Source organism: Parvibaculum sp. MBR-TMA-1.3b-4.2 (assembly GCF_053628815.1).
In genome coordinates, this window is record NZ_JBRJHC010000001.1 from 849,265 (window position 1) to 871,133 (window position 21,869).

The window sequence follows — 21,869 nt, forward strand, 5'->3', positions numbered from 1 at the left end:
GCCCGCCTAGTCCGCCGACACAGGCGCCGCCCGCCGAAGATTGCGGATAACGGTCGCGCGCATCAGCGCATACTGCATCGCAAACATGGCGAGCTTCGCGCCGATGGCGCCGAAGGAAATGAAATAGCCCCAGACTTCCGGACTGAAGGTCATGGCGATCACGATGTTCGCAATGCCGAGAGCGAACATCAGCACCGCCCAGGCATATCCCCACCCGTCGATCATGGACCGGGAAAGGTTGCTCTTTGCGACCGGTGGCAGATAGCGCCCCATCCAGCCGCGCCGCAACATGACGGCGCCGATCGCAAAGTGAATGATGGACGGCTTCACCATGATGAAGCGCGGGTCGTGAAGATAGAGCGTCGCGCCGCCGAAAACGATGACGAGTGCAAGGCTCATCCACTGCATCGCATCGACCGACCGTCCGCGCAGCTTGAAGAACGCGATCTGCCCCATGCCGGCAAGGATCGCCACACCGGTTGCGATATAGATGTCGCCGATGACGAAGAAGACGGTGATGAAAACCAGCGTCGAGAACAGATCGATCAGAAATTCTTTCATCGCCCTATCCTTTCCCAGTGCCCTTCCCCTGGCCGTTCCCGGCATCGGGAAGCAGCGTTTCCAGATGGGATACGTAGTCGCGAAGCGCTTTCCCGCCCTTCTCGGTCAGCGCGTAACTCGTTTGCGGTTTGCGGCCGACGAACTTCTTTTCCATGGAGACGTAGCCCGCCTCCTCCAGCTTGCGCAGGTGAACGCTGGCATTCCCGTCCGTGGTCTCGGTTGCGTCGCGTATGGTCCTGAAGTCGACACGGCCGGCGCCCGCGAGGAAGGCGACGATGGCAAGACGCACGCGCCCCTGCAGCACCTCGTCGATCGCAGTGTGCGCGTAGTCAGCCATTTATCGGCCCTGCGACGACAGCGGCCGCAGCCAGAGCAGAAGCCCCGGGAGACTGAGCAGGCCGAGCATCAGCGCCGCCCCGAGCAGCAGCGAGAGCGCCGTATCGCCCGCAGCGACAAAAAGAAATTCGCTGACCCACCAGCCCAGCGCGACCCAGCGCAGCCAGCCGATGCCGGTTGCCGCGGCAGTTGCAAAGAAGCAGAGGCCAAGCAGCCCCGCCGACACCAAATTCATGTCGCCCGGCAATTGGGTCGTCACCGCGTTCAGCAGTGCAAAAATGAGCATCGTGATGCCGAAGCCGAGCCATAAAGCACCGAGAACGCGCGCCGCGTCGCTACGCACCTCCCCCTCGCATCCGGCGGCCCGACGCTGCCAGAAATGGCGCGACGAGAAAAACCATCCCAAAGCCACAAGCGTCCACCAGACATAGGTCGGATGAATGCCCGTCAGGCCTTCCACAAAGGCGTAGGTGCCGAGATAGCCCAAAGCCACAAGGGCGCCCCAAACAGCGATATCGGGGCCGCGAAACTGGGCGTATGTCCGTCCGCCTTCCAGCGCATTCCGGATGAAGGCGATGTCTTCTCGAGCGCGGTCTTCACTCATGGCTTTCCTCCGACTGCAATGTACTTTGTTTTTTAAAGTACATTGCGTGAGAAGGTCAAGCGACTTCATTGCGGACATCGTCCATATCGTGAGATTCGGGGCAAAAAAGAAAGGCCGTAACGGGAGTTACGGCCTTTCCATCAAGTGATTCTCGAGGTGCTTACGCAGCCTGCGAATAGCGCTTCAGCTGATAGTCGACATTGCCGAACTGGGTATCGATCATGGTCAGGCGCTTGAAGTAGTGGCCGACGCTGAGTTCGTCGGTCATGCCCATGCCACCATGAAGCTGCACGGCTTCCTGACCGACGAAGCGACCCGCCTTGCCGATCTGCACCTTGGCGCCGGCGGCGGCCTTGGTCCGCTCCGCATCGCCTTCGGCCAGCTTCAGGTTCACCATATAGGTCATGGAAACGGACTGCTCATGCGCCATGAACATGTCCACCATGCGGTGCTGGAGCACCTGGAACTTGCCGATCGGCACGCCGAACTGCTTGCGCTGCTTGCAGTAGTCGACGGTCGCGGTGTTCAGCTCTTTCATGCAGCCGATGGCTTCGGCGGAGAGCGCGGCGATCGCCTCGTCGGTGATCTTCTCGATCAGCGGCAGGGCCTTGCCTTCTTCGCCGATCAGCGCGTCGGCGCCGACCTTCACATTCTCGAAGGTGATCTCGGAGGCGCGGCGGCCGTCGACCGTCGGATAGTCCCGGGTGGAAACACCCGCAGCGGACTTGTCCACGATGAAGAGCGACACGCCGTCGGCGTCGCGCTGCTCGCCGGAGGTGCGGGCGGAGACAATCAGCTTGTCGGCCCAGGGAGCGGCCACGACCACGCATTTGTAGCCGTTGATCGTGTACCCGTCGCCGTCCTTCTTCGCCGTCGTCTTGAGGTCGGCGAGGTTGTAGCGGCCCTGCGGCTCGGCATAGGCGAAGGTCCAGACGGTTTCACCGCCGATCAGACCCGGAATGTGCTCTTCCTTCTGCGCGGCGGAGCCTCCTTCACGCAGGAAACCACCGGCCAACACGACCGTTTCGACATAGGGCTCGACCACGAGGTGGCGACCGAACTCTTCCATGACGATCATCGCTTCGATGGCGCCGCCGAAGCCGCCCAGCTCTTCCGGGAACGGTGCTGCCAGCAGGCCGAGCTCGGCGAACTGCTGCCAGTTCTCCCGACGCCAGCCTTCCGGCGTAGCCACGATCTTGCGGCGGGTGTCAAAGTCGTATTTGTCCTGAAGGAAGCCCTGCACCGAGTTGCGCAGCAGCGTCTGTTCCTCGCTAAAAGAAAAGTCCATCGGTCTCTCTTCCCCTGCTTTTTCTCTTTGTTGATTGTTCCGCTGCCAGCGCTCTAGAGCCCGAGCACCGCCTTGGCAATGATTTCATGCTGGATTTCGTTCGACCCACCATAGATGGAGGTCTTGCGCATGTTGAAATATTCCTGCGAACGGCCGGCCGCGTAGTCGGGGCCCGGCACATATTCGTTGCCGGTTGCCTCGCGCCGCGGCGCATAGACCATCGCATAATTGCCCACCGCTTCCATGGTGAGTTCGGTGATGCGCTGCTGCACTTCCGTGCCCTTGATCTTGAGGATCGAGGCTTCCGGCCCGGGGCCCTGCCCCTTGCTCTCGGCAGCCAGCGTGCGCAGTTCCGTCACTTCAAGGGCCGACAGGTCGATCTCCAGTTCGGAAATCTTGCTGCGGAAATCCTCAGTGTCCAGAAGCGGGCGGCCATCCACCAGTTCCGAGCGGGCGATCTCGCGCAGGCGCTCGATGGCCTTCTTGGAGCGCGCGACACCGGCAATGCCGGAGCGCTCGTTACCCAGCAGGAACTTGGCGTAGGTCCAGCCCTTGTTCTCTTCGCCGATCAGGTTTTCGGCGGGCACCTTGACGTCTTCGAGGAAGACTTCGTTCACCTCATGGGCGCCGTCCATTGTGATGATCGGACGCACGGTGATGCCGGGCGTCTTCATGTCGATCAGCAGGAACGAAATACCTTCCTGCTTCTTCGCATCCGGATCGGTACGAACCAGGCAGAACATCCAGTCTGCAAACTGGGCGAGCGTCGTCCAGGTCTTGGAGCCGTTGACGATGTAGTGGTCGCCCTCGCGCACGGCGCGGGTGCGCAGGCTGGCGAGGTCGGAGCCGGAGCCGGGCTCGGAATAGCCCTGGCACCACCAATCCTCGGCCGACAGGATGCGCGGCAGGAAGCGCTTCTTCTGCTCTTCATTGCCGAAGGTGTAGATCACCGGGCCAACCATGGAGAGGCCGAAGGGAAGCAGGGCCTGCGTCTCGGCGCGCGCATTTTCCTCGTTCCAGATATAGCGCTGGGTGATGTCCCACCCCGCGCCGCCATATTCCACCGGCCAGTGCGGCGCAACCCAGCCCTTTTTGTGGAGAATGCGGTGCCAGGTGAGGATCTCATCCTTGGTCATCTCGCCCCGCGTCTTCTTCCGAAGCTCCGCCGGGTAGTTGTTGGCGATGAATTCGCGCACTTCGTCGCGAAATGCGAGTTCGTCGGGGCTGAAACTCATATCCATAGGACTAACCTCCGCAAGGCCCTCAGCTCTCCGCCTTTCGGCAGAGCCGGAGCCCTTGATGCCATCTTTGAGAACGGCTGCCACCCCATAGTCGCGGGTCGGCGAAAGCCTCTCGTTTTTGGCGAGGATAATAGAGCCAACGCCTCCCGTTGCAAGAGCGGGGAATGACGCGCCGCCGCCCATAGATGAACAAGCCTCGAACAGGGATGGACAGTCCGGGCCGTCGCCGGGGCCGCGCTAGATCGATTTCAGGAAGGCGATCAGCGCCTCGCGATCCGCCTCCGACAGGCTGCGGAACCGTTCTTTCGATGCCTCGGCTTCACCGCCATGCCAGAGGATCGCCTCGGCAAAGCCATCGGCCCGGCCGTCATGGAGCAGCCTGAGATGTCCGTTCACCACCGGCACGAGGCCGAGGCCCCAGAGCGGCGGCGTCCGCCATTCGGTTCCCGTCGCCTTCACATCGGGCCGGTTGTCGGCCAGTTCCGGACCCATATCGTGCAGCAGCAGGTCGGTATAGGCGTGGAAGGTCTGGTCATTGAGAACGTCCAGCGCCGTATTCTTGCCGGTGGTCATGGAGGGGCGATGGCAGGCCGCGCAGCCGATGTCTGCGAAAATCCTGCTGCCCTTCATCACCTCGGGCGCCTTCGGCTTGCGCCGCACCGGCACGGCAAGGACGCGCGTGTAATGCGTCAGCTTCCGGAGGAATTCTTCCGAGAGGTCCGGATGGTCGCCTGTCGGCGCGTCGGCGCAGGCGGTCTGCGCGGGGGGACAATTCTCGTCGGGATGCACGGGGCTGGTGATGCCGATATCGCCCGCCGCCGCGCCGGAATTCTGCGCGCGCAGCGTGGGCTGGTTCGCCTTCCAGCCGAAACGGCCGATCAGCATTTTCCCGGTTTCGGGGTCGGGCTGATAATTCGCCCGGCCGGATATGCCGTCGCCGTCGCTATCGTCCGGATCGGCCCAGGCGAGAATTTCCTTTTCGGGCACGGCCTCGAGAAGGCCCACGCCATAGACTTCGGAGGCCACGCGCGGCGAGATGCGGACGTCGTCGCCCAGCGGACCGAAATTCAGGTCGGTCAGTTCGAAGACGGGTTTCGTCAAACTGTAGGGCGTGCCGTCGGCATATTCGCCCTTTTGCGTTTCCCAGTGAAACGCGACGCGGCCTTCCGCCGGAATGCCATGATTGGCGCGGTCGTTGAACTGATCGCCATACTGGGGCAGCGGATTGCCCTGCCCGTCCGAAATACGGATCAGCATGGAATCGAGGTGTTTCTCGTCATTGAGCGGCGGACGCCCCCGCCCGTCCCGCGTGTGGCAGCCGGAACAGGAAACGCGGTTGAACGTCGGGCCCAGCCCGTCGAACTTCGTCACCGACCCCGGCGCGACGGCCCAGTTGGTGTTGAAGAGGCGGTTGCCGAAAAAGAAATCCCGGCGCTGCTGAAAGGTGAGCCCCGGCGCACTTTGAGCGAACGCATTGCTGTTGGTCAGCCGCGTGGACAAGGCGGCCCCCGGCAGCGCATCGGGCGACGGCATTTCGACGTGCTTTACAGCCGGCTCCGCCGCGGCGGCCGTCTCGAGCCCATGGCCCGAGACGGACACAGCGAGAACCGCACCGACGAGGATCAGGCTGGCGGCCGTAACACCGCCGATCAGTGCAACTCTTCGCTCCAACGTCGCTTTCACAACATGCTTTCCCGTTTTGCCACCTTGACGATGGCGGCCTTCGACTATTCGGTTGCGACGACGATCTTCACGCCAAGCGCCTTGCCGACTTCAACGAGCATTTTGCCCTGCTCCACCAGATCGGTGACGGCCTGCTCCATCTTTACCCGGCCATCGCTGCCCTTGGGGCTTGCGAGCACCTGATCGATCGGATGCGGCATGACGGCAATCGCCTTTGTCGTCTTCTCGATCTGCGCCGTCACCTTCTTTTCGAGATCGGGGTCGACGCGGGCCACGAGGTCCTGAATGCCCGCGAACTCCTTATCGCCCATTTCGCCGAACCAGATATTGGCGATGCCCTTCTGGTCGTAAATGAAGTCGTTGTTTGTGTTGTCGGAGAAGCAGGAATGCTCGTCTTCCTGATCGCCGGAATCGAGCGCGACAGCCATGCGCTCAGACGCCATTTCGAAACCGGAGAGCGTCGCCATGCCCGTGAGGATGCGGCCCAGCGCTTCCTTTTGCGGCAACTTCAGGAAGTCCGTCGCATAGGCATTGGGGTTGTCCATGTTCCAGCTCATGGCGAGCCAGGACAGATCCTTCACCAGCATCTGCGTCACGGTCTTGAGATAGAGACGGCGGCGGTCATTGAACTTGTCGCCGGGCGTGTAATCGCTCGCCGGACGCGCGCCGGGACCGTCATCGTTGAAATCCTGTCCCCAGAGCAGGAACTCGATGGCATGCCAACCGGTGGTCACATCGGCCTCGTCCTCGGTCTGGTCGTGGCCGAGGATCGTCTTGTCGTTAATCGGGATCGAGGTGTCGTGGATGATGCCCGCATCCGCATCGCCCTTCACATAGTCGATATACGCCTCGTTGAGCGGCCAGGCATTGATATGCGCCTCCGGGCCCTCTTCGCCCGTTTCCTCGTCCGCGAAGTCGATGGGGCCCTCATAGAAGCGGAAGGCCTCGGTCACGAGATAGGCGGGACGGGCATCGATCCAGGCCTTGCGGGCACGGGTGAGGTTTTCTTCCGTCGGCTTGTCGAGGAACTCGTTGATGACGCCGCGCATCTTCTTCGCGTCTTCGTAAGAGCGCTGATAAGAGGCTTCGACGAGGCGGGCATAGCCGAGAATTTCAAGGGTCGCGCCGTAGGAACTGCCGCCATCCATCGCAAACTGCGCCGGGATGGCCCCCGCACCGGACGCAAGCACCGACTGGGCCGGGAGGGCGATTGTGCCGCCCGCCAGCAGGAGCGAGAGAGCGATAACGCCGCGACGGCTTTTGATGCTGGTGGACATGAAAACGGCCCTTCCCTTTTGCCTACTACCCATATGCGGCTATCGTCACCGCTCTTATTGCGAGTGATTATTAGACGCAGGATCGGGGGTCAAGGGAAAATGCGAACCGCTCTCAAGTCAGGTCGCCGCGATACCGGCCTGCTCGGCCTCGGCCATGCCGTTGAGGATCGCCGCCGCCGAGCGCAATAGCCCTATGCCCGAGGCCGCTGCCGTGCCGTCGTCCAGCGTGATGCCGGTACGGGAAAGCGGCTCCTTGCCCAGCTCCGCGAGGAGACGGTCATGGGCAGGCGTGGCGCTCGCGGAGGCGGCGAGGCAGTGATCGGTCATTCCCGGGGCGAGGCGTTCCAGCACCAGCGCCGCCACGCCGGAGACGAAACCGTCCAGCAAGACTGGGATGCGCTGATAACGCGAGGCGATGATCGCGCCCGCGATGGCGGCGAGTTCGCGCCCGCCCATGCGCCGCAACACCTCCAGCGGATCGGACAGAATGGCGGCGTGATGCGCCAGCACGGCATCGACCAGTGCGATCCGGCGGGCAGCAAGCGCCCCTTCCCCGTCGATCCAGTCGCGTCCGTTGCCGCCTGCAAGCTTCGCAGCGATGGCGGCGGCGGGGACGCGCCCGCCCACGCCCAGCGCGCCGACGCAAAGAAGATCCGTTCCGCCCGCGATCGCTTCCATGCCGAACGCCATGGTGGCGGCGCAGGCGTCTTCTTCCAGCGCATCGGCTTGCGTGATGTCGGGGGTCGGCAAGTCGAGCGCGAGATCGAACACTTTGAGGCCCGCATCATATTGCAGGGCGATCTGGTTCACCGCCGCGCCGCCGCCCGCGACGACTTCCATCATGGCCTGGGTCGCGCCGGACGCGAAGTCGCTCGCTCCCCTGGCCGCCACGCCATGAGAGCCCGCGAAGATCGCGATCAGCGGACGGCGAAGCTGCGGCTCCTCCGCCGCCTGCCAGCCGGCAAGCCAGACTGCGAGGTCACCGAGGCGGCCGAGCCCGCCTTCGCCCAGCGCCAGCGCCGCCAGGCGCCGGCGCGCGAGATCGACAGCCTCGGCCTCCATGGGGGGCGGATTGCCGAGCAGATTGCGGATGTCGTCGAAGGGCAGGCCGGAAGCGGCGGGATTCATCAATGGGCCTCGTCGAGTGGGATTTGCGCGAGCGGGGATGCTGTGTCCTATACTCCGCCGCGCGCCACGACACAAAACAGGTATTCAGCGAACAGGCGACCCGGAATGAGTTTTTCAGCCCCGATCAGGACCCCCTGCATTTCGATCTGCGCCGTGGACGGCCGCAGCGGACTTTGCACGGGCTGTGCACGGACGCTGGGGGAAATCGCCGGCTGGGGCGGCATGAGCGATGCCGAGCGCGAGGCGGTCTTGCGGCAATTGCCCGACCGCCTCGAGACACTCGGCAAAAAGGCAGCCGAACCGGAAGCGGCCCTCAGGCAAATCGACAGAGCCCTTCGCCAGAGCTAGCCCGCATCCTGCTGACGGCGATGGCCCAGCGGATCGGGATTGAGGATGCGTCCTTCCAGCGCGCCCAGCCAGTCCAGCCCTTCGCGCAGACGCACCACATCGCCGATGACGATGATGGCAGGCGCGGTGAAGCCTTCGCGCTCCACATCCGCGGCTGCCGTGGCGAGCGTGGTTTCGAGCACGGTCTGGTCTTTGAGCGACGCATTGCGCACCAGCGCGACGGGCTCCGCGCCCGACCGGCCATTGGCGATGAGCGTTTCGGTAATCGCAGGCAGATGTTTCAGCGCCATGTAGAGGACGATGACGGGCGAGCCCTTGGCGATGGCCGCCCAGTCCAGATTCTCCGGCACGTCGCCGCCCGCCATATGGCCGGTGACGAAGGTGACGGCGTGGTTGACGTCGCGATGCGTGACAGGAATGCCCGCATAACCCAGACCGCCGATCCCGGCGGTGACGCCGGGCACGATGCGGAAGGGAATACCGGCCTCGACCAGCGCCAGCGCTTCTTCTCCGCCGCGGCCGAAGACGAAGGGATCGCCGCCTTTAAGACGCAGGACGCGCTTGCCCGCCCGGGCCAGTTCCACAAGACGCGAGGAGATGTCCCGCTGTTTCGGGCTCGGCTTGCCGCCACGCTTGCCGGCATATTCCAGCGTGGCGCGGGGATTGGCGAATTCGAGAACGGTTTCGTCCACCAACGCGTCATAGACCACATGATCGGCCTGGCGCAGCGCATTCAGGGCATGAAGCGTGAGAAGGCCGGGATCGCCGGGGCCTGCGCCCACCAGCCAGACCCAGCCGGCTTCCAGCTCGGGCAGCGCAAGATGCGAGGCGGCATTAGCAGCCATGCTGCCCTCCTGCCCCCCTCTCAGCGGTACGATCTTGCGCTCGGTCATTTCACATCACATTGTCGTGGTAATAAATTCAACTCGACTATAACATGTAAATATAAACTTGTCCCCCCGCCTTCAAGCGGCCCCGCATTAGAATCGTGTTGAATTCGGATCTGTCGAATTTCGGGCGGCGCGGTTACGACATGGTCACAATCGAGCGGATAGGATGGCGCTCATGAAAAGCAACAGATGGGCATATGCGGGACTGACGCTGCTGGGACTGGTGGCGCTGGTGCTGTTTCTCAACAACCGCTTTCCGGGCGCCCTGTCGAGCCAGAACGCGCAGATCAGGCTTACCTACGGCATGGTGCTGATCGTCGCCATCCTCGGCAGCGCAATCCTGGGCTTTCGCGGCAATCCGGGGCTTGCCGTCAAGCAGGCGCTGACCTGGATCGCGATCACGCTGATGCTTGTGGTGAGCTATAGCTACCGCTCCGAGCTTGGGGGGCTCATGCAGCGCACGAAAAGCGCGCTCATCCCCTCCGCGCCGGTGCAGACCGAACCGGGGGTCGCCTATCTCAGCCGCAGCCTCAACGGCCATTTCAGCGCCGATGCGATGGTCAACGGGACCCATGTTCATTTCCTGGTGGATACCGGCGCGACGGATGTGGCCCTGACCCGGGAAGATGCGCAGCGCGCAGGGATAGATCTCAACCGTTTGAGCTATACCACCGCCTATGACACCGCCAATGGCCGGATCATGGCGGCCCGGATTCGGCTCGACGAAGTTTCCATCGGAGATATCGTGCTGCGCGACGTGGACGCCTCGGTGATGCGCACCGACACCCTGCCCGGCTCGCTGCTGGGGATGAGTTTCCTCGGACGGCTCAGAAGCGTCGAAGTCAGCGGAGACCGTCTAATCCTTCGGGAATGAACCCTTCTCGCCCTATTCTCACCAAACTAACATTGCATTGAAGCCCGATCGGGCGATGATCCCGTTCGTCCGATCCGCGATTCAAATGCCGAGGTAACTGCGAATGCTGCCTATCCCCCGCGACGACCTGAAACCCAATACGCCGGAATTCGAAAACCTTCCGCTGGTCGCCCCCGCTGGGTTTCGCGAATATGACGCCAGGTGGCTCTTCCCCGAACAGATCAACCTGATGGGCGTTCAGGCGCTTGGCTTCGGGCTCGGCACCGTGCTGCACGAAATGGGCGTCAAACCCGCCATCGCCGTGGGGCATGATTTCCGCTCCTACTCCGCCTCCATCAAGCAGGCGCTCATCATCGGGCTGATGGGCTCCGGTTGCGAAGTCCATGACATCGGGCTTGCTCTGTCGCCGGTCGCCTATTTTTCGCAATTCGATCTCGATGTGCCCGCCGTTGCCATGGTTACGGCGAGCCATAATGAAAATGGCTGGACGGGCGTGAAGATGGGCGCTCAACGCCCGCTCACCTTCGGGCCGGACGAGATGGCGCATCTGAAACGCATCGTGCTCGAGGGCCAGGGCAAGGCGCGCGACGGCGGACGTTACATCTATGTCCCCGACATGGCGGAGCGCTATATCAAAGACCTCACCGACCGCGACAAGCTGAAGAAGCCTCTCAAAGTCGTAGCGGCCTGCGGCAACGGCACGGCGGGCGCCTTTGCGCCGCAGGTGCTGGAGGGCATCGGCGCGGAGGTAATCCAGCTCGACTGCGAACTCGACTTCACATTCCCGAATTACAATCCGAACCCGGAAGACATGGAAATGCTCCATGCACTGCGCGACAAGGTGCTGGAAACGGGCGCGGATGTCGGCCTCGCCTTCGATGGCGACGGCGACCGCTGCGGCGTCGTCGACAATACGGGTGAGGAAATCTTTGCCGACAAGGTGGGCGTCATGCTGGCGCGCGATCTTTCGGCCCGGTTCGAGAACGCCAAATTCGTCGTCGATGTGAAATCGACGGGCCTCTTCCTCACCGACCCGATCCTGCAGGGCAATGGCGCCACGACGGATTACTGGAAGACGGGGCATTCCTATATCAAGCGCCGCGCGAACGAGATCAACGCGCTGGTGGGCTTCGAGAAGTCCGGCCACTATTTCTTCAACGCACCGATCGGGCGCGGTTATGACGACGGGCTCGTTTCCGCCATCGCCATTTGCGACATGCTGGACCGCAACCCGGACAAGACCATGTCGGATCTGCGCGAGGCGCTGCCCATGACATGGGGCTCGCCCACCATGTCGCCGCACTGCCCCGACGAGGTGAAGTATCAGGTCGTGGACCGCATGGTGAAGGCCTTTGCCGGCATGCGGGAGAACGGCGAAAAGCTGATCGGGCAGAACATTCGCGATCTCGTGACGGTCAACGGTGTGCGTGTGACCGTGGATGACGGCACATGGGGGCTTGTGCGCGCCTCGTCCAACAAGCCGGGTCTGGTGGTCGTGGTCGAAAGCCCGACCTCGGAGAAAAACATGCGCGACATGTTCCACGAGATCGACAAGCGCCTGTCCGCGCAGCCGGAAGTGGGCGAATACGACCAGAAAATCTAGGAAGAAGACTCGCGGGGGAGACAAGCCATGAGCGACGCACCGGAAGGGTTTCGCCTCATCGATGCGTCGATGGCGGACGGATTCGAGGGGCTGGTCGGGCCGCTCTGGCAACGCGACGATACGGACGACATGCACGCCGTGTGGGGATTTCGCGCGGAAACGAAGCACTGCAATCCTTACGGGATGCTTCATGGCGGCATGGCGACGACGCTGGCCGACACGATGATGGGCAGTCTCGTCTTTCACGCAATCGGCGGCGCGCCCTGCGCGACCATCTCGCTCACCACGGAGTTCATTTCATCGGCCAGGGCCGGTCAGTGGATCGAGGGCCGGGCCGAGATGGTGAAGAAAGGCCGCGCGGTCTGTTTCCTGCGCTCGGAAATCTTCGCCGATGACAAACGCATCATGACCGCCCATGGCAACTGGGCGATCATCGGCGCTTGAGGTTGCCACTAATCAACTGGCTGCAAATCGATTTCCAGTTCTCCGATCGGGAGCCCTTTTGCAGAAGTCTGCATATTCCCCATAGGGATCATCATCGGAAGAGGACCGGCGATAAACAAGTCGGGAGCCGGTTGCACATGTGTATCCCCAGCGTCCACGAACTGCTTCGTTGTGTGTACAACGAGATAATGTGCATGGTCTTCGGGCTTAATTACGAACGCTATTTCGCGGCGATAGCTACCGCCTAGCTTGAACACCGCTTGCTCGGGACGCATGACCGGAACCGGCTTCTTGGTTTCATCGAGCAACTTCACAGTCTGAAAGAAATACGCACTTCCGCAAAAGAGACACTGGACCGCGTACTGATAGCTTTTGATGAGGACCCGGTACGAAATGTCCGTATTTGGCAACTCGAAAGCTTTGTAATGACTGAGCCCATCCTGCTGCCCGAAATCAAAGACAGGGCTTGCAGACGTGATCTCAAAATCCTTATCGCTGGATAGAGAAATGGGTTCGAAATTCATTTCCTCATAAGAGGAAACAGTCGGCTGCAAAGAGTCGTACTCGGCCTTCTCCTCTGCAACGTCGACCCGCGGAATGCATGCTGAAATCATCAGACATGCAACAATTCCAATTACGCCCGCGTATTTCATTTTCCCCTCGCAGAAGCCCTCGCGCTCTAAGATAAAATTTATATTTCTTGCGAGGTCTTGTCGAGGCGCGTCCGGCCTCAGCCGTAAAGCCGGAAGAACATGTGCAGGGACGAAATCACGAGGAAGAGCGCGAAAGCGCGCAGCAGCGCCTTGTGACTGATCCGGTGCGCGAGGTTCGCGCCCCATGGCGCGGCCAGCACGGTGAGCGGCGCAATGAGCGCCATGCCCACAAGGTTGACGAAGCCGAGACTGAACGGCGGCAAAAGGGGCTCGTTCCAGCCGGAAATGATGAAGCCCACCACGCCCGGCACCGAGATCAGCAAGCCGAGGCCGGATGAGGTCGCCACCGCCTCTCGCGGGTTGCGGCCGAAGAGCGTCATATAGGTAACGCCGAACGTACCGCCGCCAATGCCCATCATGGCGGAAAGCCCGCCGATGACCGAAGCGATGCCGTATTGCCAGGGCTTCGACGGAAGCTCGCTGCCCAGACGCCAGCTCTCCTTGCCGAAAGCGAGATTGAAGGCGACGAGGAGCGCGACGGAAGCGAAGACCGTCGTCAGGATATCGCCGTTCACGCTGGCGGCGAAGGTCGTGCCGACAGCAACACCGATGAGAACCGGCAGCGCCCAGCGCCGGAGCAATTCGAAATCGACGGCGCCTCTTTTCGAGTGCGCACGCACCGAGCGTATCGAGGTCAGGATGATGGTGCCGAGCGAGGTGCCGACCGCCAGATGCATGCGGATCGACGGGTCGATGTCGAGCACGGTGAAGACCTGATACAGCACCGGCACGATGACGATGCCGCCGCCGACGCCCAGAAGGCCCGCGATGAGCCCCGCGACAAGCCCCGTTCCGATGAGACCGATGGCGAGCGCAATGAGTTCGTGGGTGGGGTAAGCCCCCAGCGAGCCGGTAAGATCCATTTGTCAGGCGTCCAGAGTTTCGAGAGAAGAAGAAAGAGCGGAAGGCGCGCCGCGTTCGACGCAGGCCAGCGCCTCGCGCAGCACCTCGATGCCCGCATCGGAGCGCGGGGCGTTTTCCGAGATGTGACGGCGGAAGGCGCGCGCGCCGGGTCGGCCCTGGTAGAGGCCGAGAATATGGCGCGTCATGGCGTGGAGATGCGTGCCCGCCGCGAGCTCGCGCTCCACATAGGGGATAAAGCGTTCGAGTATCTCGGCGCGGGTCGGAATTTCGGCGGCGGGGTCGTAGAAGCGCCGGTCCGCCTCGGCCAGAACGTAGGGCGTCTGATAGGCGGCGCGGCCCAGCATCACGCCATCGACATGCGCCAGATGATCGGCGCAGGCATCAAGATCGGGGACGCCGCCATTGATGATGATTTCCATATCGGCCATATCGCGCTTCAGGCGATAGACCAGCGGATAATCGAGCGGCGGCACGTCTCGGTTTTCTTTCGGGGAAAGACCTTTCAGCCAGGCCTTGCGCGCATGAACGATGAGCGTGTTACAGCCCGCTTCGCGCACGGCGCGCGCCATGGTCGGCAGCACGTCTTCCGGGTCCTGCTCATCCACGCCGATACGGCACTTCACCGTGACGGGGACGCTAACCGCCTTCCCCATCGCTTCGACGCAAGCCGCGACGAGGCCGGGTTCCTGCATCAGGCAGGCCCCGAAGCGGCCGGACTGGACACGGTCGGACGGGCAGCCCACATTGAGGTTGATCTCGTCATAGCCGAAGCCCTCGGCAATGCGAGCGGCTTCGGCGAGTTCTGCCGGTTCGGAACCGCCGAGCTGGACGGCGACGGGATGCTCCGCATTGTCATAGCCGAGCAGGCGCTGACGGTCGCCGTGAATGACGGCGCCGGTCGTCACCATCTCCGTATAGAGCAGCGCATGACGCGTGATGAGGCGCAGGAAGAACCGGTCATGCCGGTCCGTCCAGTCCATCATCGGGGCCACGCTGATCAGCCGCTCGGGCATTCGCTCGTCCGTGAAGTCAAAAGCTCGGTCAATAGCTTGACCTAGGTAGCCCCTGACCGTAGCGGACGCAAGGCAAGGGCGCGCACCGATTACAGGACGAGAACGCCTCCCAAGAGACCACTCGGCAAAACTAGAACGCGGTCTATAAATGAAAAGCTTTTAGGGAAGTGCCAATCAAAAGCGCCGTGCCGTTTCTCTTTTGACTGAAGGTCATCGGATTTATCGCCATTTTATCCCCCACGGAGCTGAAAGGCCGGATGAGCGGCCTGTCCGAAATGAGGGAAATTGAGATGCGCGCAACCTACTGGGGCGACCTTTACGGTTCGGCTGCCTTGCGGGACCCCTATCCCGCCTACGAGAAAATCCGCAATCTCGGTTCAGCGGTTTGGATGCCCCGGCGGCGTCTCTGGGCGGTCGGACGATATGAAGATGTCCGCGATGCATTGCGCGCGGATGATCGTCTTCTCAGCGGCAAGGGGGTCGCGGCCAACAATCCGGTCAACCGGCAGGCCCCTCCCATCACGCTGACGAGCGACGGCGACACGCATACACGACGACGGAAAGTCCTAATGCAACCCGTCATGCCGGGCCCGTTGAATGAGCTGCGTCCCCGTCTCGAGGAAATAGCCGACCGGCTGGTGAACGAGCTCGCGGCCGGCGAACAATTCGATGCGATAGGCGATTTCGCCGCGCACCTGCCGGTGACCGTAGTGGCCGAACTGGTGGGCCTTAATGCCTTCGGACGCGAGCGCATGCTGAGTTGGGCCGCCTCAACCTTCAACGCTCTTGGCGTCATGAATCTGCGGGGCCTGAGATCGATGCCCGCACTGCTCGATCTCGGTAAATATGTCCGCGCACTACGCCGCGAGGATGTGACGCCGGATGGATGGGCAGATCGCCTTTTCGCGGCGGCCGAACAAGGTCAACTCTCCCGGGCGGAAGCCAACGCGATGGTCATCGACTATGTGGCTCCGGCGCTTGATACGACTATCCTTGCGACCGGACACATGGTCTGGCTTCTCGCAAACAGACCCGAGACCTACGAGGCGCTTCGCGCCGAACCGGAGCTGATCCCCGGCGTGGTCAATGAAACGGTCCGTCTTGCCTCACCCATTCGGGGCTTTACGCGCCATGCCGCCGAGAATGTGGACATCGGCGAGCAGACCGTTCCGGCCGGTTCCCGCGTATTGATACTCTTTGCTTCAGCCAACCACGACGAACGTCATTATGCCCGGCCGCAAGACTTCGATATTCGTCGCAACCCACGCGATCATGTTGGCTGGGGCCACGGGGCGCATACTTGCGTCGGTATGCACCTTGCGCGGTTGGAAATGGAAATTCTGCTGACGAGCCTCGTGCGCCGTGTATCGCGTATCGAGGCGGGCAAACCGGTTTACTTACGCAATAATGTTCTGCAGGGCTTCGAGAAGCTACCCGCCCGGTTTCATCCGGACTGATCTTCCGCAAAAGGAACCTCTGTCTCATGACACAGAATGAAACCTGCGCCTGTGGAGGCCGGATCGACGTGCACGCGCATTTCCTCCCCGAGTGCTATGCACAAGCGCTGACCAAGGCGGGGATGACGCATCTCGATGGCGGCATGCCGGTGCCGCAATGGAGCGAGGCGGAAGCGCTTGCGGTGATGGACCGTCAGGGGATCGCGACGGCGATGATCTCGCTCTCCTCGCCTTCCACCCATTTCCTGCCCGAAGAAGAACGAACCGGCCTCTGCCGCGAGGTGAACGAGGAAGGCGCCGCGCTTCTTCGCAACCATCCGGACCGCTTCGGCTTCTTTGCAAGCCTGCCCCTGCCGGATGTGGCGGCCTCTCTGAAGGAGATAGACTACGCCTTCGAAACGCTGGGTGCGGACGGGATCATTCTCGAGACCAATATCAACGGCGAGTATCTTGGCTCGCCGCGTTTCGCGCCGGTCTTCGACGAACTCAACCGGCGCGAGGCGACGCTCTTCCTGCATCCGACAAGTCCGGCCTGTTTCGAGGCCGTGGCGCTCGGGCGGCCTGCGCCGCTTCTGGAATTCCCGCTCGACACAACGCGGGCGATTGTCGATCTGCTCTATTCGCGCACGCTGCAGGCACGGCCCCACATCAAGGTGATCGTCCCGCATGGCGGCGCGGCGCTGCCCTCGCTCATTGCCCGGATCGCCATTTTCGCGAATGTGCCTTTCATCGAACCGCGACCTCTCAGCGAGGAAGAAGTCTTCGAGACGCTGAAATCGCTCTACTACGACGTTGCGCTCTCCGCGCATCCCGTGCCCTTTGAGGGATTGCGCCGCATCGCACCGGTGACGCAGATCCTGTTCGGGAGCGACTGGCCCTTCACGCCGGAATTCGGCGTCGAACGGAACATCTCGATGCTCGATACGATGCCCGGCCTCAGTGAAAGCGATGCGCGCACAATCGCGCGGGAAAATGCCGAACGCATCTTCCCGCGCCTGATGCGAAAAACCTGACGATCAGCTATTCGGGCCGCCGCCGCTCACCCGCCAGACGGTGTTGCCGACATCGTCCGTCACCAGAAGGTCGCCTGCCCCGTCGACAAGCACATCGACCGGACGGCCTTGCGCCTCGTCATCCTTGTTGAGGAAACCCGTCAGCACGTCTTTGGGATTGCCAGACGGCATGCCGTTTTCGAACGGCACATAGATGACCTTGTAGCCGCTCTTGGGACGGCGGTTCCAGGAGCCGTGCTGGCCAACGAAGAGGCCATGGTTCCAGCCCTCGGGCAGTTTCGCATCATAGGAAAAGGCGATACCGAGCGAGGCGGTGTGCGGGCCCAGCGCGTAGTCCGGCACGATGGCCTTTGCCACGAGCTCCGGCTTTTGCGGCTGCACGCGCTCATCGACATGCTGGCCGTAATAGCTGTAGGGCCAACCGTAAAAGCCGCCCTCCTTCACCGATGTGATGTAGTCGGGCACGAGGTCGCTGCCGATTTCGTCGCGCTCGTTTACCGCCGTCCAAAGCTTGCCGGTATCTGGCTCGAAGGCCAGGCCGTTGGGATTGCGCAGGCCGCTCGCATAGATGCGTGTCTTGCCGGTCGCGCGGTCCATCTCCCAGATGGCGGCGCGGTTCTTCTCCGCCTCCATGCCGTTTTCGCCGACATTGGAGTTGGAGCCGACCGTGATGTAGAGCTTCGTCCCGTCCGGGCTCGCAATGACGTTCTTCGTCCAGTGATGATTGATGCCCGCCGGCAGGTCCACCACCTTCTCACCACTGGCGGCGATCTCGGTTTCGCCTTCCTCATAGGGGAAGCGCCAGAGACTGTCGGCATTGGCGACATAGAGGTCATTACCCACCAGCGCCATGCCGAAGGGCGAATGAAGGCCGGTGAGGAAAGCGGTCTTCACATCCGCCACGCCGTCGCCATCGGTATCGCGCAGAAGCGTGATGCGGTCCGCGCTTTCCACGATGGCCCCCGCGGCGGACTGGATCTGCTCCGCCACCCAGCCCCGGAAACCGCCGTCTCCGGCTTTCTTCGGCCCTGCCGTTTCAGCGACGAGAATGTCGCCATTGGGCAGCTTGTAGAGCCAGCGCGGATGCTTGAGGCCGCTGGCAAAGGCATTGACCTTGAGCCCTTCCGCCGCCGTCGGCTTCTGCCCCTCGGGCCAGCCCACGGCCGAGGCGATGTTGACGGTGGGCATGACGGTCTTTTTGGGCGCGGGCAATTCGGGCGAGGGACCGGTGCCCTCCGCCACGGTGAGAGTTGCGCTCTCCGGATAAACGATGAATTTCAGAAACGCCCCGCCTGCCAATACCAGCACGACGAGAATTCCCAACAGCCACTTCACGGCTTTGCCCGACATAGCGCCCTCTTCCCTTGCCCGGCTCGTCAGAAGCCGGTTCCTGGATGGAGAGGATAACAGACATGACCGGATTGTCTTCCCCGGTCATGCGGGTATTCACATCACGAACATGTGTTTGGAGGACGGCCACGCTGCCTTTAGGCTGCGCGCTCTGGCCGCATGAGGAACATCACAATGATACGAACCGTTTTCGCCGTTCTCGTCGCAGGATTTGCCGGCACGATCGTCAATGCGCTCGCCGCCATGCTGATCGGCGGTCCGGCGAAATGGGAGCTGATGCTGATACCGGGGCGCTATGTCGTGGCCTGCATCGTGGCGGCGCTCCTGCCGTTCATCTTCCGCGCAATGAAACCGACACTCGGCGTCGTGGTCGCGGCGATTGCGCTGACAGGCATTCCCTCGCTCAACGCGAAACTGGTACTGGGCGTGGGCGCCCCCTGGTTCAACGTGCTGTTGCTGAATGCGGTCTATGCGGCAGTGGCGATGCTGGTCTATCTCGCCATCACGGGCGATCTCACGCAACGACGGCGGCGCTGAGCGCAAAAAGGGCGGACGACCGCGTCGCCCGCCCCTTGCATCTCATCTTGTCCGGTCGCGTCAGGTGTTGGCGCCTGCCAGCGAGTATTCCTCGAAATCGGGCTGGCGCATCTCCCACCAGTAGCGGGCGGTGAAGCTCGACCAGTTATTGGTCACCTTGCCGTCTTCGGTCTTGTACCAGGACGAGCAGCCCGCGGCCCAAACCGTTTTCTGCATGTCGTGCTGCAGCTCGCTGTTGAACTCGGCCATGGCTTCCGGTTTCACGTCGATGTAGCGCGCATGCGAGGCCTTCACCGCTTCGATGCATTGCAGGATGTAATTCACCTGACACTCGATCATGAAGATGATCGAGTTGTGGCCGAGATTGGTGTTCGGTCCGTAGAGCATGAAGAAATTGGGGAAGCCTGCCAGCGCCACGCCGCGATGGGCCTCCGCGCCTTTCGCCCATGCGTCGTTGAGGTCGAGCCCCCCACGGCCGGCAACATCCATCGGCGCGAGGAAGCGGGTCGCCTCGAAACCGGTCGCGAAAACGATGGCATCGACCTTGTGCTCGATACCGTCCTTCGTCACGACGCCTTCCCTGGTGATGCGGTCGACGCCGTGATCGTCCACATGGACATTGGGACGGGCAAGCGCGGGGAACCAGTCATTGGAAAGAAGGATGCGCTTGCAGCCTGCCGGATAGTCGGGCGTCAGCTTGCGGCGCAGGTCCGGATCGGCAATGGCGTCTTCCAATGCCTTTTTCGACGCCTTCTCGAAGAGCTTTCCGAAAAAACTTCCTTGCGTGAAGGCGAGGAAATTGCGCTCCAGCGTCATCCAGATCAGCCAGCGCTGGAGGCGCGCCACAAAGGGGAAGGCGCGAAACAGCTTCTTTTCCCATTCCTTGTAGGGACGATCCGCCTTGGGCACGACCCAGTTGGGCGTGCGCTGGAAGATGGTCATGTCCTTCACCACCTTCGCGATCTCGGGCACGAACTGAATGGCGCTGGCGCCATTGCCGATCACGGCGACGGTCTTGCCGGTCAGGTCGTGTTCATGCTCCCAGCGCGCGGAATGGAACCTGATACCCTCGAAACTCTCCAGACCGGGAATATCGGGGGTGAAAGGCCGGTTGAGCTGGCCCACGCCGGAGACAACGATATTGGCGGTGACCTCTCGGCCGTCCTTCATCTCCAGGTGCCAGAGACCGGTCGCCTCGTCGAAGCGCGCCGCATGGACTTCGCTGTCGAACTGGATATGCGGGTAGAGACGATATTTGCGGGCGACATGCTCGAAATATTCCTCGATCTCGGGCTGGGCGGCGAAACGGCGGCTCCAGTCGAGTTTGGGCTCGAAAGAATAGGAATAGAGCATGGAGGGAACGTCGCAGCCTGCGCCCGGATAGGTGTTGTCGCGCCAGGTGCCGCCCACACGGTCGGCTTTTTCGTATATCGTGAAATTCGTGATGCCGGCCTGCTGCAGGCGGATCGCCATGCACAAACCGCCGGCGCCCGCTCCCAGAATAGCAACGCTCAGGCCCTCTTCCCTGACCTTGGCGGTATCGATCCCCGTTCCATCGACCATCTGGTTCAACGGTTTCTCCTCCAGAAATCCGGTTGTTTTCCTCCCGCGCCGCACACAGCGGCTAGGGTGATTACCCTATTGGCTAGCATAAAAAAACTGCCCCTCGCAATGCGAGGGGCAGCTGCTGCCGGCCAACCGTACAGGCGGCGGTCCGATCTCCCGTTTTCGCCCCCGTGGGGCTGCGGGTGACAGGGACGAGAACCAGCCTCGAAGACCCGCCGTCCGCCTAAACCGCGGTCGGCATCAGAAGCGGTAGCCGACGCCTACACCGACGATCCACGGATCGAGGTTCACATTGGCGGTGACCGCACCGCCATTGATCTTCACGTCAGTGTCGAGCCAGAGCTTCTTCACGTCGAGGTTGAGCGACCAGTTGTCGTCCAGCGCGTAGTCGACACCGGCCTGCAGCGCATAGCCGAGGCTGTTTTCGTAGTCGATCGAGGTGATCGAAGACCCTGCATCCTCATTGTAGAAGATGGTGTAGTTGAGGCCCGCGCCGACATAGGGGCTCAGACGCTCTTTCGGCATGAAGTGATACTGAACGGTCAGGGTCGGCGGCAGCAGGTTGACCTTACCCAGATCGAGCTGGGTACCGCCGATATTCCACTTCACATCGTGACGGGTCGTCGCGGCGATCAGTTCCAGCGCGACGTTGTCGGTGATGAAGTAGGTGAAATCGAGTTCCGGCACATATTCGTTCGAGACATCGGGTTCGCCCGGAATGGAGGCGCTGTCCGCATTGTCGCGCGGGATGACGCCGATGGCGCGTGCACGGACGACGAAGTCACCCGCAGACTTGCCCTTGAACCCGTCAGCCGCCTGAGCCGCCGGTGCAGCGGCGACCATGCCCGCTGCCAGCACCACGCCCAGCGCGATCTTGCCGAGTGCGGAATATTTCATGTTGCCCTTCATTTTCTTCTCCTTGAGACGGCACCGGAAATCGGTTTTCAGCCCCGCCGGTGCATTGCAATTCGTTCGGACACATCATCCGCCAAAGCCCATAAAAATTTAGTGGTCATTTGGTCGCAGTGGCATGGCGAGGTGTCGCACCCCTAGGTAAAGGAACCGGCGCACGAAGCATT

The 21,869-nt window shown here is 62.1% G+C and carries 22 protein-coding genes; 7 read left to right on the forward strand and 15 right to left on the reverse strand.

Annotation, left to right across the window (positions count from 1 at the left end; all coding sequences use genetic code 11):
* Positions 1 to 6: 6 nt before the first annotated feature.
* From ACSSVQ_RS04220 to ACSSVQ_RS04255, 8 genes are all read right to left on the reverse strand, one after another.
* Positions 7 to 561: an inner membrane-spanning protein YciB gene (locus ACSSVQ_RS04220; protein WP_454180965.1), complete on the reverse strand. Its 555-nt coding sequence runs from the start codon at positions 559 to 561 to the stop codon at positions 7 to 9.
* 4 nt (positions 562 to 565) lie between these two features.
* Positions 566 to 898: a winged helix-turn-helix domain-containing protein gene (locus ACSSVQ_RS04225; RefSeq protein ID WP_454180966.1), complete on the reverse strand. Its 333-nt coding sequence runs from the start codon at positions 896 to 898 to the stop codon at positions 566 to 568.
* Positions 899 to 1,570 (reverse strand): hypothetical protein, encoded by a 672-nt coding sequence (locus tag ACSSVQ_RS04230; RefSeq protein ID WP_454180967.1) that lies wholly within the window; start codon positions 1,568 to 1,570, stop codon positions 899 to 901.
* Positions 1,571 to 1,661: 91 nt separating this feature from the next.
* Positions 1,662 to 2,789: an acyl-CoA dehydrogenase family protein gene (locus ACSSVQ_RS04235; protein WP_293323972.1), complete on the reverse strand. Its 1,128-nt coding sequence runs from the start codon at positions 2,787 to 2,789 to the stop codon at positions 1,662 to 1,664.
* Between the two features lie 53 nt (positions 2,790 to 2,842).
* A complete protein-coding gene (locus ACSSVQ_RS04240) occupies positions 2,843 to 4,030 on the reverse strand; it encodes an acyl-CoA dehydrogenase family protein (protein ID WP_339613957.1) in 1,188 nt (395 codons plus the stop codon).
* A gap of 237 nt (positions 4,031 to 4,267) precedes the next feature.
* On the reverse strand, positions 4,268 to 5,713 hold the full coding sequence (locus ACSSVQ_RS04245) for a di-heme oxidoreductase family protein (RefSeq protein ID WP_454180968.1): 1,446 nt from the start codon (positions 5,711 to 5,713) through the stop codon (positions 4,268 to 4,270).
* 44 nt (positions 5,714 to 5,757) lie between these two features.
* On the reverse strand, positions 5,758 to 6,990 hold the full coding sequence (locus ACSSVQ_RS04250; RefSeq protein WP_454180969.1) for an imelysin family protein: 1,233 nt from the start codon (positions 6,988 to 6,990) through the stop codon (positions 5,758 to 5,760).
* A gap of 117 nt (positions 6,991 to 7,107) precedes the next feature.
* A complete protein-coding gene (locus tag ACSSVQ_RS04255; RefSeq protein WP_454180970.1) occupies positions 7,108 to 8,118 on the reverse strand; it encodes a nicotinate-nucleotide--dimethylbenzimidazole phosphoribosyltransferase in 1,011 nt (336 codons plus the stop codon).
* Positions 8,119 to 8,223: 105 nt separating this feature from the next.
* On the opposite strand from ACSSVQ_RS04255, the gene ACSSVQ_RS04260 reads away from it, so the two are divergent.
* Positions 8,224 to 8,466: a DUF1289 domain-containing protein gene (locus ACSSVQ_RS04260; RefSeq protein WP_454180971.1), complete on the forward strand. Its 243-nt coding sequence runs from the start codon at positions 8,224 to 8,226 to the stop codon at positions 8,464 to 8,466.
* On the opposite strand, the gene cobA is transcribed toward ACSSVQ_RS04260, so the two are convergent.
* A complete protein-coding gene (gene cobA / locus ACSSVQ_RS04265; RefSeq protein ID WP_454180972.1) occupies positions 8,463 to 9,311 on the reverse strand; it encodes a uroporphyrinogen-III C-methyltransferase in 849 nt (282 codons plus the stop codon). The genes ACSSVQ_RS04260 and cobA overlap by 4 nt on opposite strands.
* 220 nt (positions 9,312 to 9,531) lie before the next feature.
* On the opposite strand from cobA, the gene ACSSVQ_RS04270 reads away from it, so the two are divergent.
* The 3 genes from ACSSVQ_RS04270 (at position 9,532) to ACSSVQ_RS04280 (ending at position 12,277) form a co-directional block, all read left to right on the forward strand.
* Complete coding sequence (locus tag ACSSVQ_RS04270; protein ID WP_454180973.1) at positions 9,532 to 10,230, forward strand: retropepsin-like aspartic protease family protein; 699 nt, start codon at positions 9,532 to 9,534, stop codon at positions 10,228 to 10,230.
* Between the two features lie 103 nt (positions 10,231 to 10,333).
* Complete coding sequence (locus ACSSVQ_RS04275) at positions 10,334 to 11,833, forward strand: phosphomannomutase/phosphoglucomutase (protein ID WP_454180974.1); 1,500 nt, start codon at positions 10,334 to 10,336, stop codon at positions 11,831 to 11,833.
* A 27-nt stretch (positions 11,834 to 11,860) separates the two neighbouring features.
* Positions 11,861 to 12,277 carry a PaaI family thioesterase gene (locus ACSSVQ_RS04280; protein WP_454180975.1) on the forward strand — a complete coding sequence of 139 codons (417 nt, stop codon included), beginning with the start codon at positions 11,861 to 11,863 and terminating at the stop codon, positions 12,275 to 12,277.
* Between the two features lie 8 nt (positions 12,278 to 12,285).
* On the opposite strand, the gene ACSSVQ_RS04285 is transcribed toward ACSSVQ_RS04280, so the two are convergent.
* The 3 genes from ACSSVQ_RS04285 to dusA all read right to left on the reverse strand — a co-directional run bounded on the left by ACSSVQ_RS04285 (position 12,286) and on the right by dusA (position 14,867).
* Entirely contained in the window at positions 12,286 to 12,930 is a 645-nt protein-coding gene (locus ACSSVQ_RS04285; protein WP_454180976.1) for a hypothetical protein, read from the reverse strand.
* Positions 12,931 to 13,007: 77 nt separating this feature from the next.
* A complete protein-coding gene (locus ACSSVQ_RS04290; RefSeq protein WP_293329349.1) occupies positions 13,008 to 13,853 on the reverse strand; it encodes a sulfite exporter TauE/SafE family protein in 846 nt (281 codons plus the stop codon).
* A 3-nt stretch (positions 13,854 to 13,856) separates the two neighbouring features.
* Positions 13,857 to 14,867, reverse strand: coding sequence for a tRNA dihydrouridine(20/20a) synthase DusA (gene dusA, locus ACSSVQ_RS04295; protein WP_454180977.1), 1,011 nt, complete (start codon positions 14,865 to 14,867; stop codon positions 13,857 to 13,859).
* Between the two features lie 257 nt (positions 14,868 to 15,124).
* Here dusA and ACSSVQ_RS04300 point away from each other — a divergent pair, with 257 nt between their 5' ends.
* Together ACSSVQ_RS04300 and ACSSVQ_RS04305 are read left to right on the forward strand one after the other, a co-directional pair.
* Positions 15,125 to 16,324, forward strand: coding sequence for a cytochrome P450 (locus ACSSVQ_RS04300; protein WP_454180978.1), 1,200 nt, complete (start codon positions 15,125 to 15,127; stop codon positions 16,322 to 16,324).
* Between the two features lie 26 nt (positions 16,325 to 16,350).
* The gene (locus ACSSVQ_RS04305; RefSeq protein ID WP_454180979.1) at positions 16,351 to 17,337 is read left to right on the forward strand and encodes an amidohydrolase family protein; all 987 of its coding nucleotides are present in this window, start codon (positions 16,351 to 16,353) and stop codon (positions 17,335 to 17,337) included.
* Between the two features lie 3 nt (positions 17,338 to 17,340).
* Here the strand turns inward: ACSSVQ_RS04305 and ACSSVQ_RS04310 are convergent, their stop codons facing one another.
* Positions 17,341 to 18,687: a PQQ-dependent sugar dehydrogenase gene (locus tag ACSSVQ_RS04310; protein ID WP_454180980.1), complete on the reverse strand. Its 1,347-nt coding sequence runs from the start codon at positions 18,685 to 18,687 to the stop codon at positions 17,341 to 17,343.
* A 174-nt stretch (positions 18,688 to 18,861) separates the two neighbouring features.
* On the opposite strand from ACSSVQ_RS04310, the gene ACSSVQ_RS04315 reads away from it, so the two are divergent.
* Entirely contained in the window at positions 18,862 to 19,224 is a 363-nt protein-coding gene (locus tag ACSSVQ_RS04315; protein ID WP_454180981.1) for a hypothetical protein, read from the forward strand.
* 60 nt (positions 19,225 to 19,284) lie between these two features.
* On the opposite strand, the gene ACSSVQ_RS04320 is transcribed toward ACSSVQ_RS04315, so the two are convergent.
* Both ACSSVQ_RS04320 and ACSSVQ_RS04325 read right to left on the reverse strand, forming a co-directional pair.
* Entirely contained in the window at positions 19,285 to 20,787 is a 1,503-nt protein-coding gene (locus ACSSVQ_RS04320) for a flavin-containing monooxygenase (RefSeq protein ID WP_454184645.1), read from the reverse strand.
* 243 nt (positions 20,788 to 21,030) lie between these two features.
* Complete coding sequence (locus ACSSVQ_RS04325; RefSeq protein WP_293329343.1) at positions 21,031 to 21,699, reverse strand: OmpW/AlkL family protein; 669 nt, start codon at positions 21,697 to 21,699, stop codon at positions 21,031 to 21,033.
* Positions 21,700 to 21,869 lie beyond the last annotated feature (170 nt).

Excerpts from the sequence above, each read along its gene's own strand:
- ACSSVQ_RS04310 (WP_454180980.1), bottom strand. The coding sequence starts at position 18,687 with ATGTCGGGCAAAGCCGTGAAGTGGCTGTTGGGAATTCTCGTCGTGCTG.
- ACSSVQ_RS04315 (WP_454180981.1), top strand. The coding sequence starts at position 18,862 with ATGATACGAACCGTTTTCGCCGTTCTCGTCGCAGGATTTGCCGGCACG.
- cobA (WP_454180972.1), bottom strand. The coding sequence starts at position 9,311 with ATGGCTGCTAATGCCGCCTCGCATCTTGCGCTGCCCGAGCTGGAAGCC.
- ACSSVQ_RS04275 (WP_454180974.1), top strand. The coding sequence starts at position 10,334 with ATGCTGCCTATCCCCCGCGACGACCTGAAACCCAATACGCCGGAATTC.
- ACSSVQ_RS04285 (WP_454180976.1), bottom strand. The coding sequence starts at position 12,930 with ATGAAATACGCGGGCGTAATTGGAATTGTTGCATGTCTGATGATTTCA.
- ACSSVQ_RS04270 (WP_454180973.1), top strand. The coding sequence starts at position 9,532 with ATGAAAAGCAACAGATGGGCATATGCGGGACTGACGCTGCTGGGACTG.
- ACSSVQ_RS04235 (WP_293323972.1), bottom strand. The coding sequence starts at position 2,789 with ATGGACTTTTCTTTTAGCGAGGAACAGACGCTGCTGCGCAACTCGGTG.
- ACSSVQ_RS04240 (WP_339613957.1), bottom strand. The coding sequence starts at position 4,030 with ATGGATATGAGTTTCAGCCCCGACGAACTCGCATTTCGCGACGAAGTG.
- ACSSVQ_RS04250 (WP_454180969.1), bottom strand. The coding sequence starts at position 6,990 with ATGTCCACCAGCATCAAAAGCCGTCGCGGCGTTATCGCTCTCTCGCTC.
- ACSSVQ_RS04260 (WP_454180971.1), top strand. The coding sequence starts at position 8,224 with ATGAGTTTTTCAGCCCCGATCAGGACCCCCTGCATTTCGATCTGCGCC.
- ACSSVQ_RS04225 (WP_454180966.1), bottom strand. The coding sequence starts at position 898 with ATGGCTGACTACGCGCACACTGCGATCGACGAGGTGCTGCAGGGGCGC.
- ACSSVQ_RS04290 (WP_293329349.1), bottom strand. The coding sequence starts at position 13,853 with ATGGATCTTACCGGCTCGCTGGGGGCTTACCCCACCCACGAACTCATT.
- ACSSVQ_RS04220 (WP_454180965.1), bottom strand. The coding sequence starts at position 561 with ATGAAAGAATTTCTGATCGATCTGTTCTCGACGCTGGTTTTCATCACC.
- ACSSVQ_RS04305 (WP_454180979.1), top strand. The coding sequence starts at position 16,351 with ATGACACAGAATGAAACCTGCGCCTGTGGAGGCCGGATCGACGTGCAC.
- ACSSVQ_RS04255 (WP_454180970.1), bottom strand. The coding sequence starts at position 8,118 with ATGAATCCCGCCGCTTCCGGCCTGCCCTTCGACGACATCCGCAATCTG.
- ACSSVQ_RS04280 (WP_454180975.1), top strand. The coding sequence starts at position 11,861 with ATGAGCGACGCACCGGAAGGGTTTCGCCTCATCGATGCGTCGATGGCG.
- ACSSVQ_RS04320 (WP_454184645.1), bottom strand. The coding sequence starts at position 20,787 with ATGGTCGATGGAACGGGGATCGATACCGCCAAGGTCAGGGAAGAGGGC.
- ACSSVQ_RS04325 (WP_293329343.1), bottom strand. The coding sequence starts at position 21,699 with ATGAAGGGCAACATGAAATATTCCGCACTCGGCAAGATCGCGCTGGGC.
- dusA (WP_454180977.1), bottom strand. The coding sequence starts at position 14,867 with ATGCCCGAGCGGCTGATCAGCGTGGCCCCGATGATGGACTGGACGGAC.
- ACSSVQ_RS04300 (WP_454180978.1), top strand. The coding sequence starts at position 15,125 with ATGAGCGGCCTGTCCGAAATGAGGGAAATTGAGATGCGCGCAACCTAC.
- ACSSVQ_RS04230 (WP_454180967.1), bottom strand. The coding sequence starts at position 1,570 with ATGAAGTCGCTTGACCTTCTCACGCAATGTACTTTAAAAAACAAAGTA.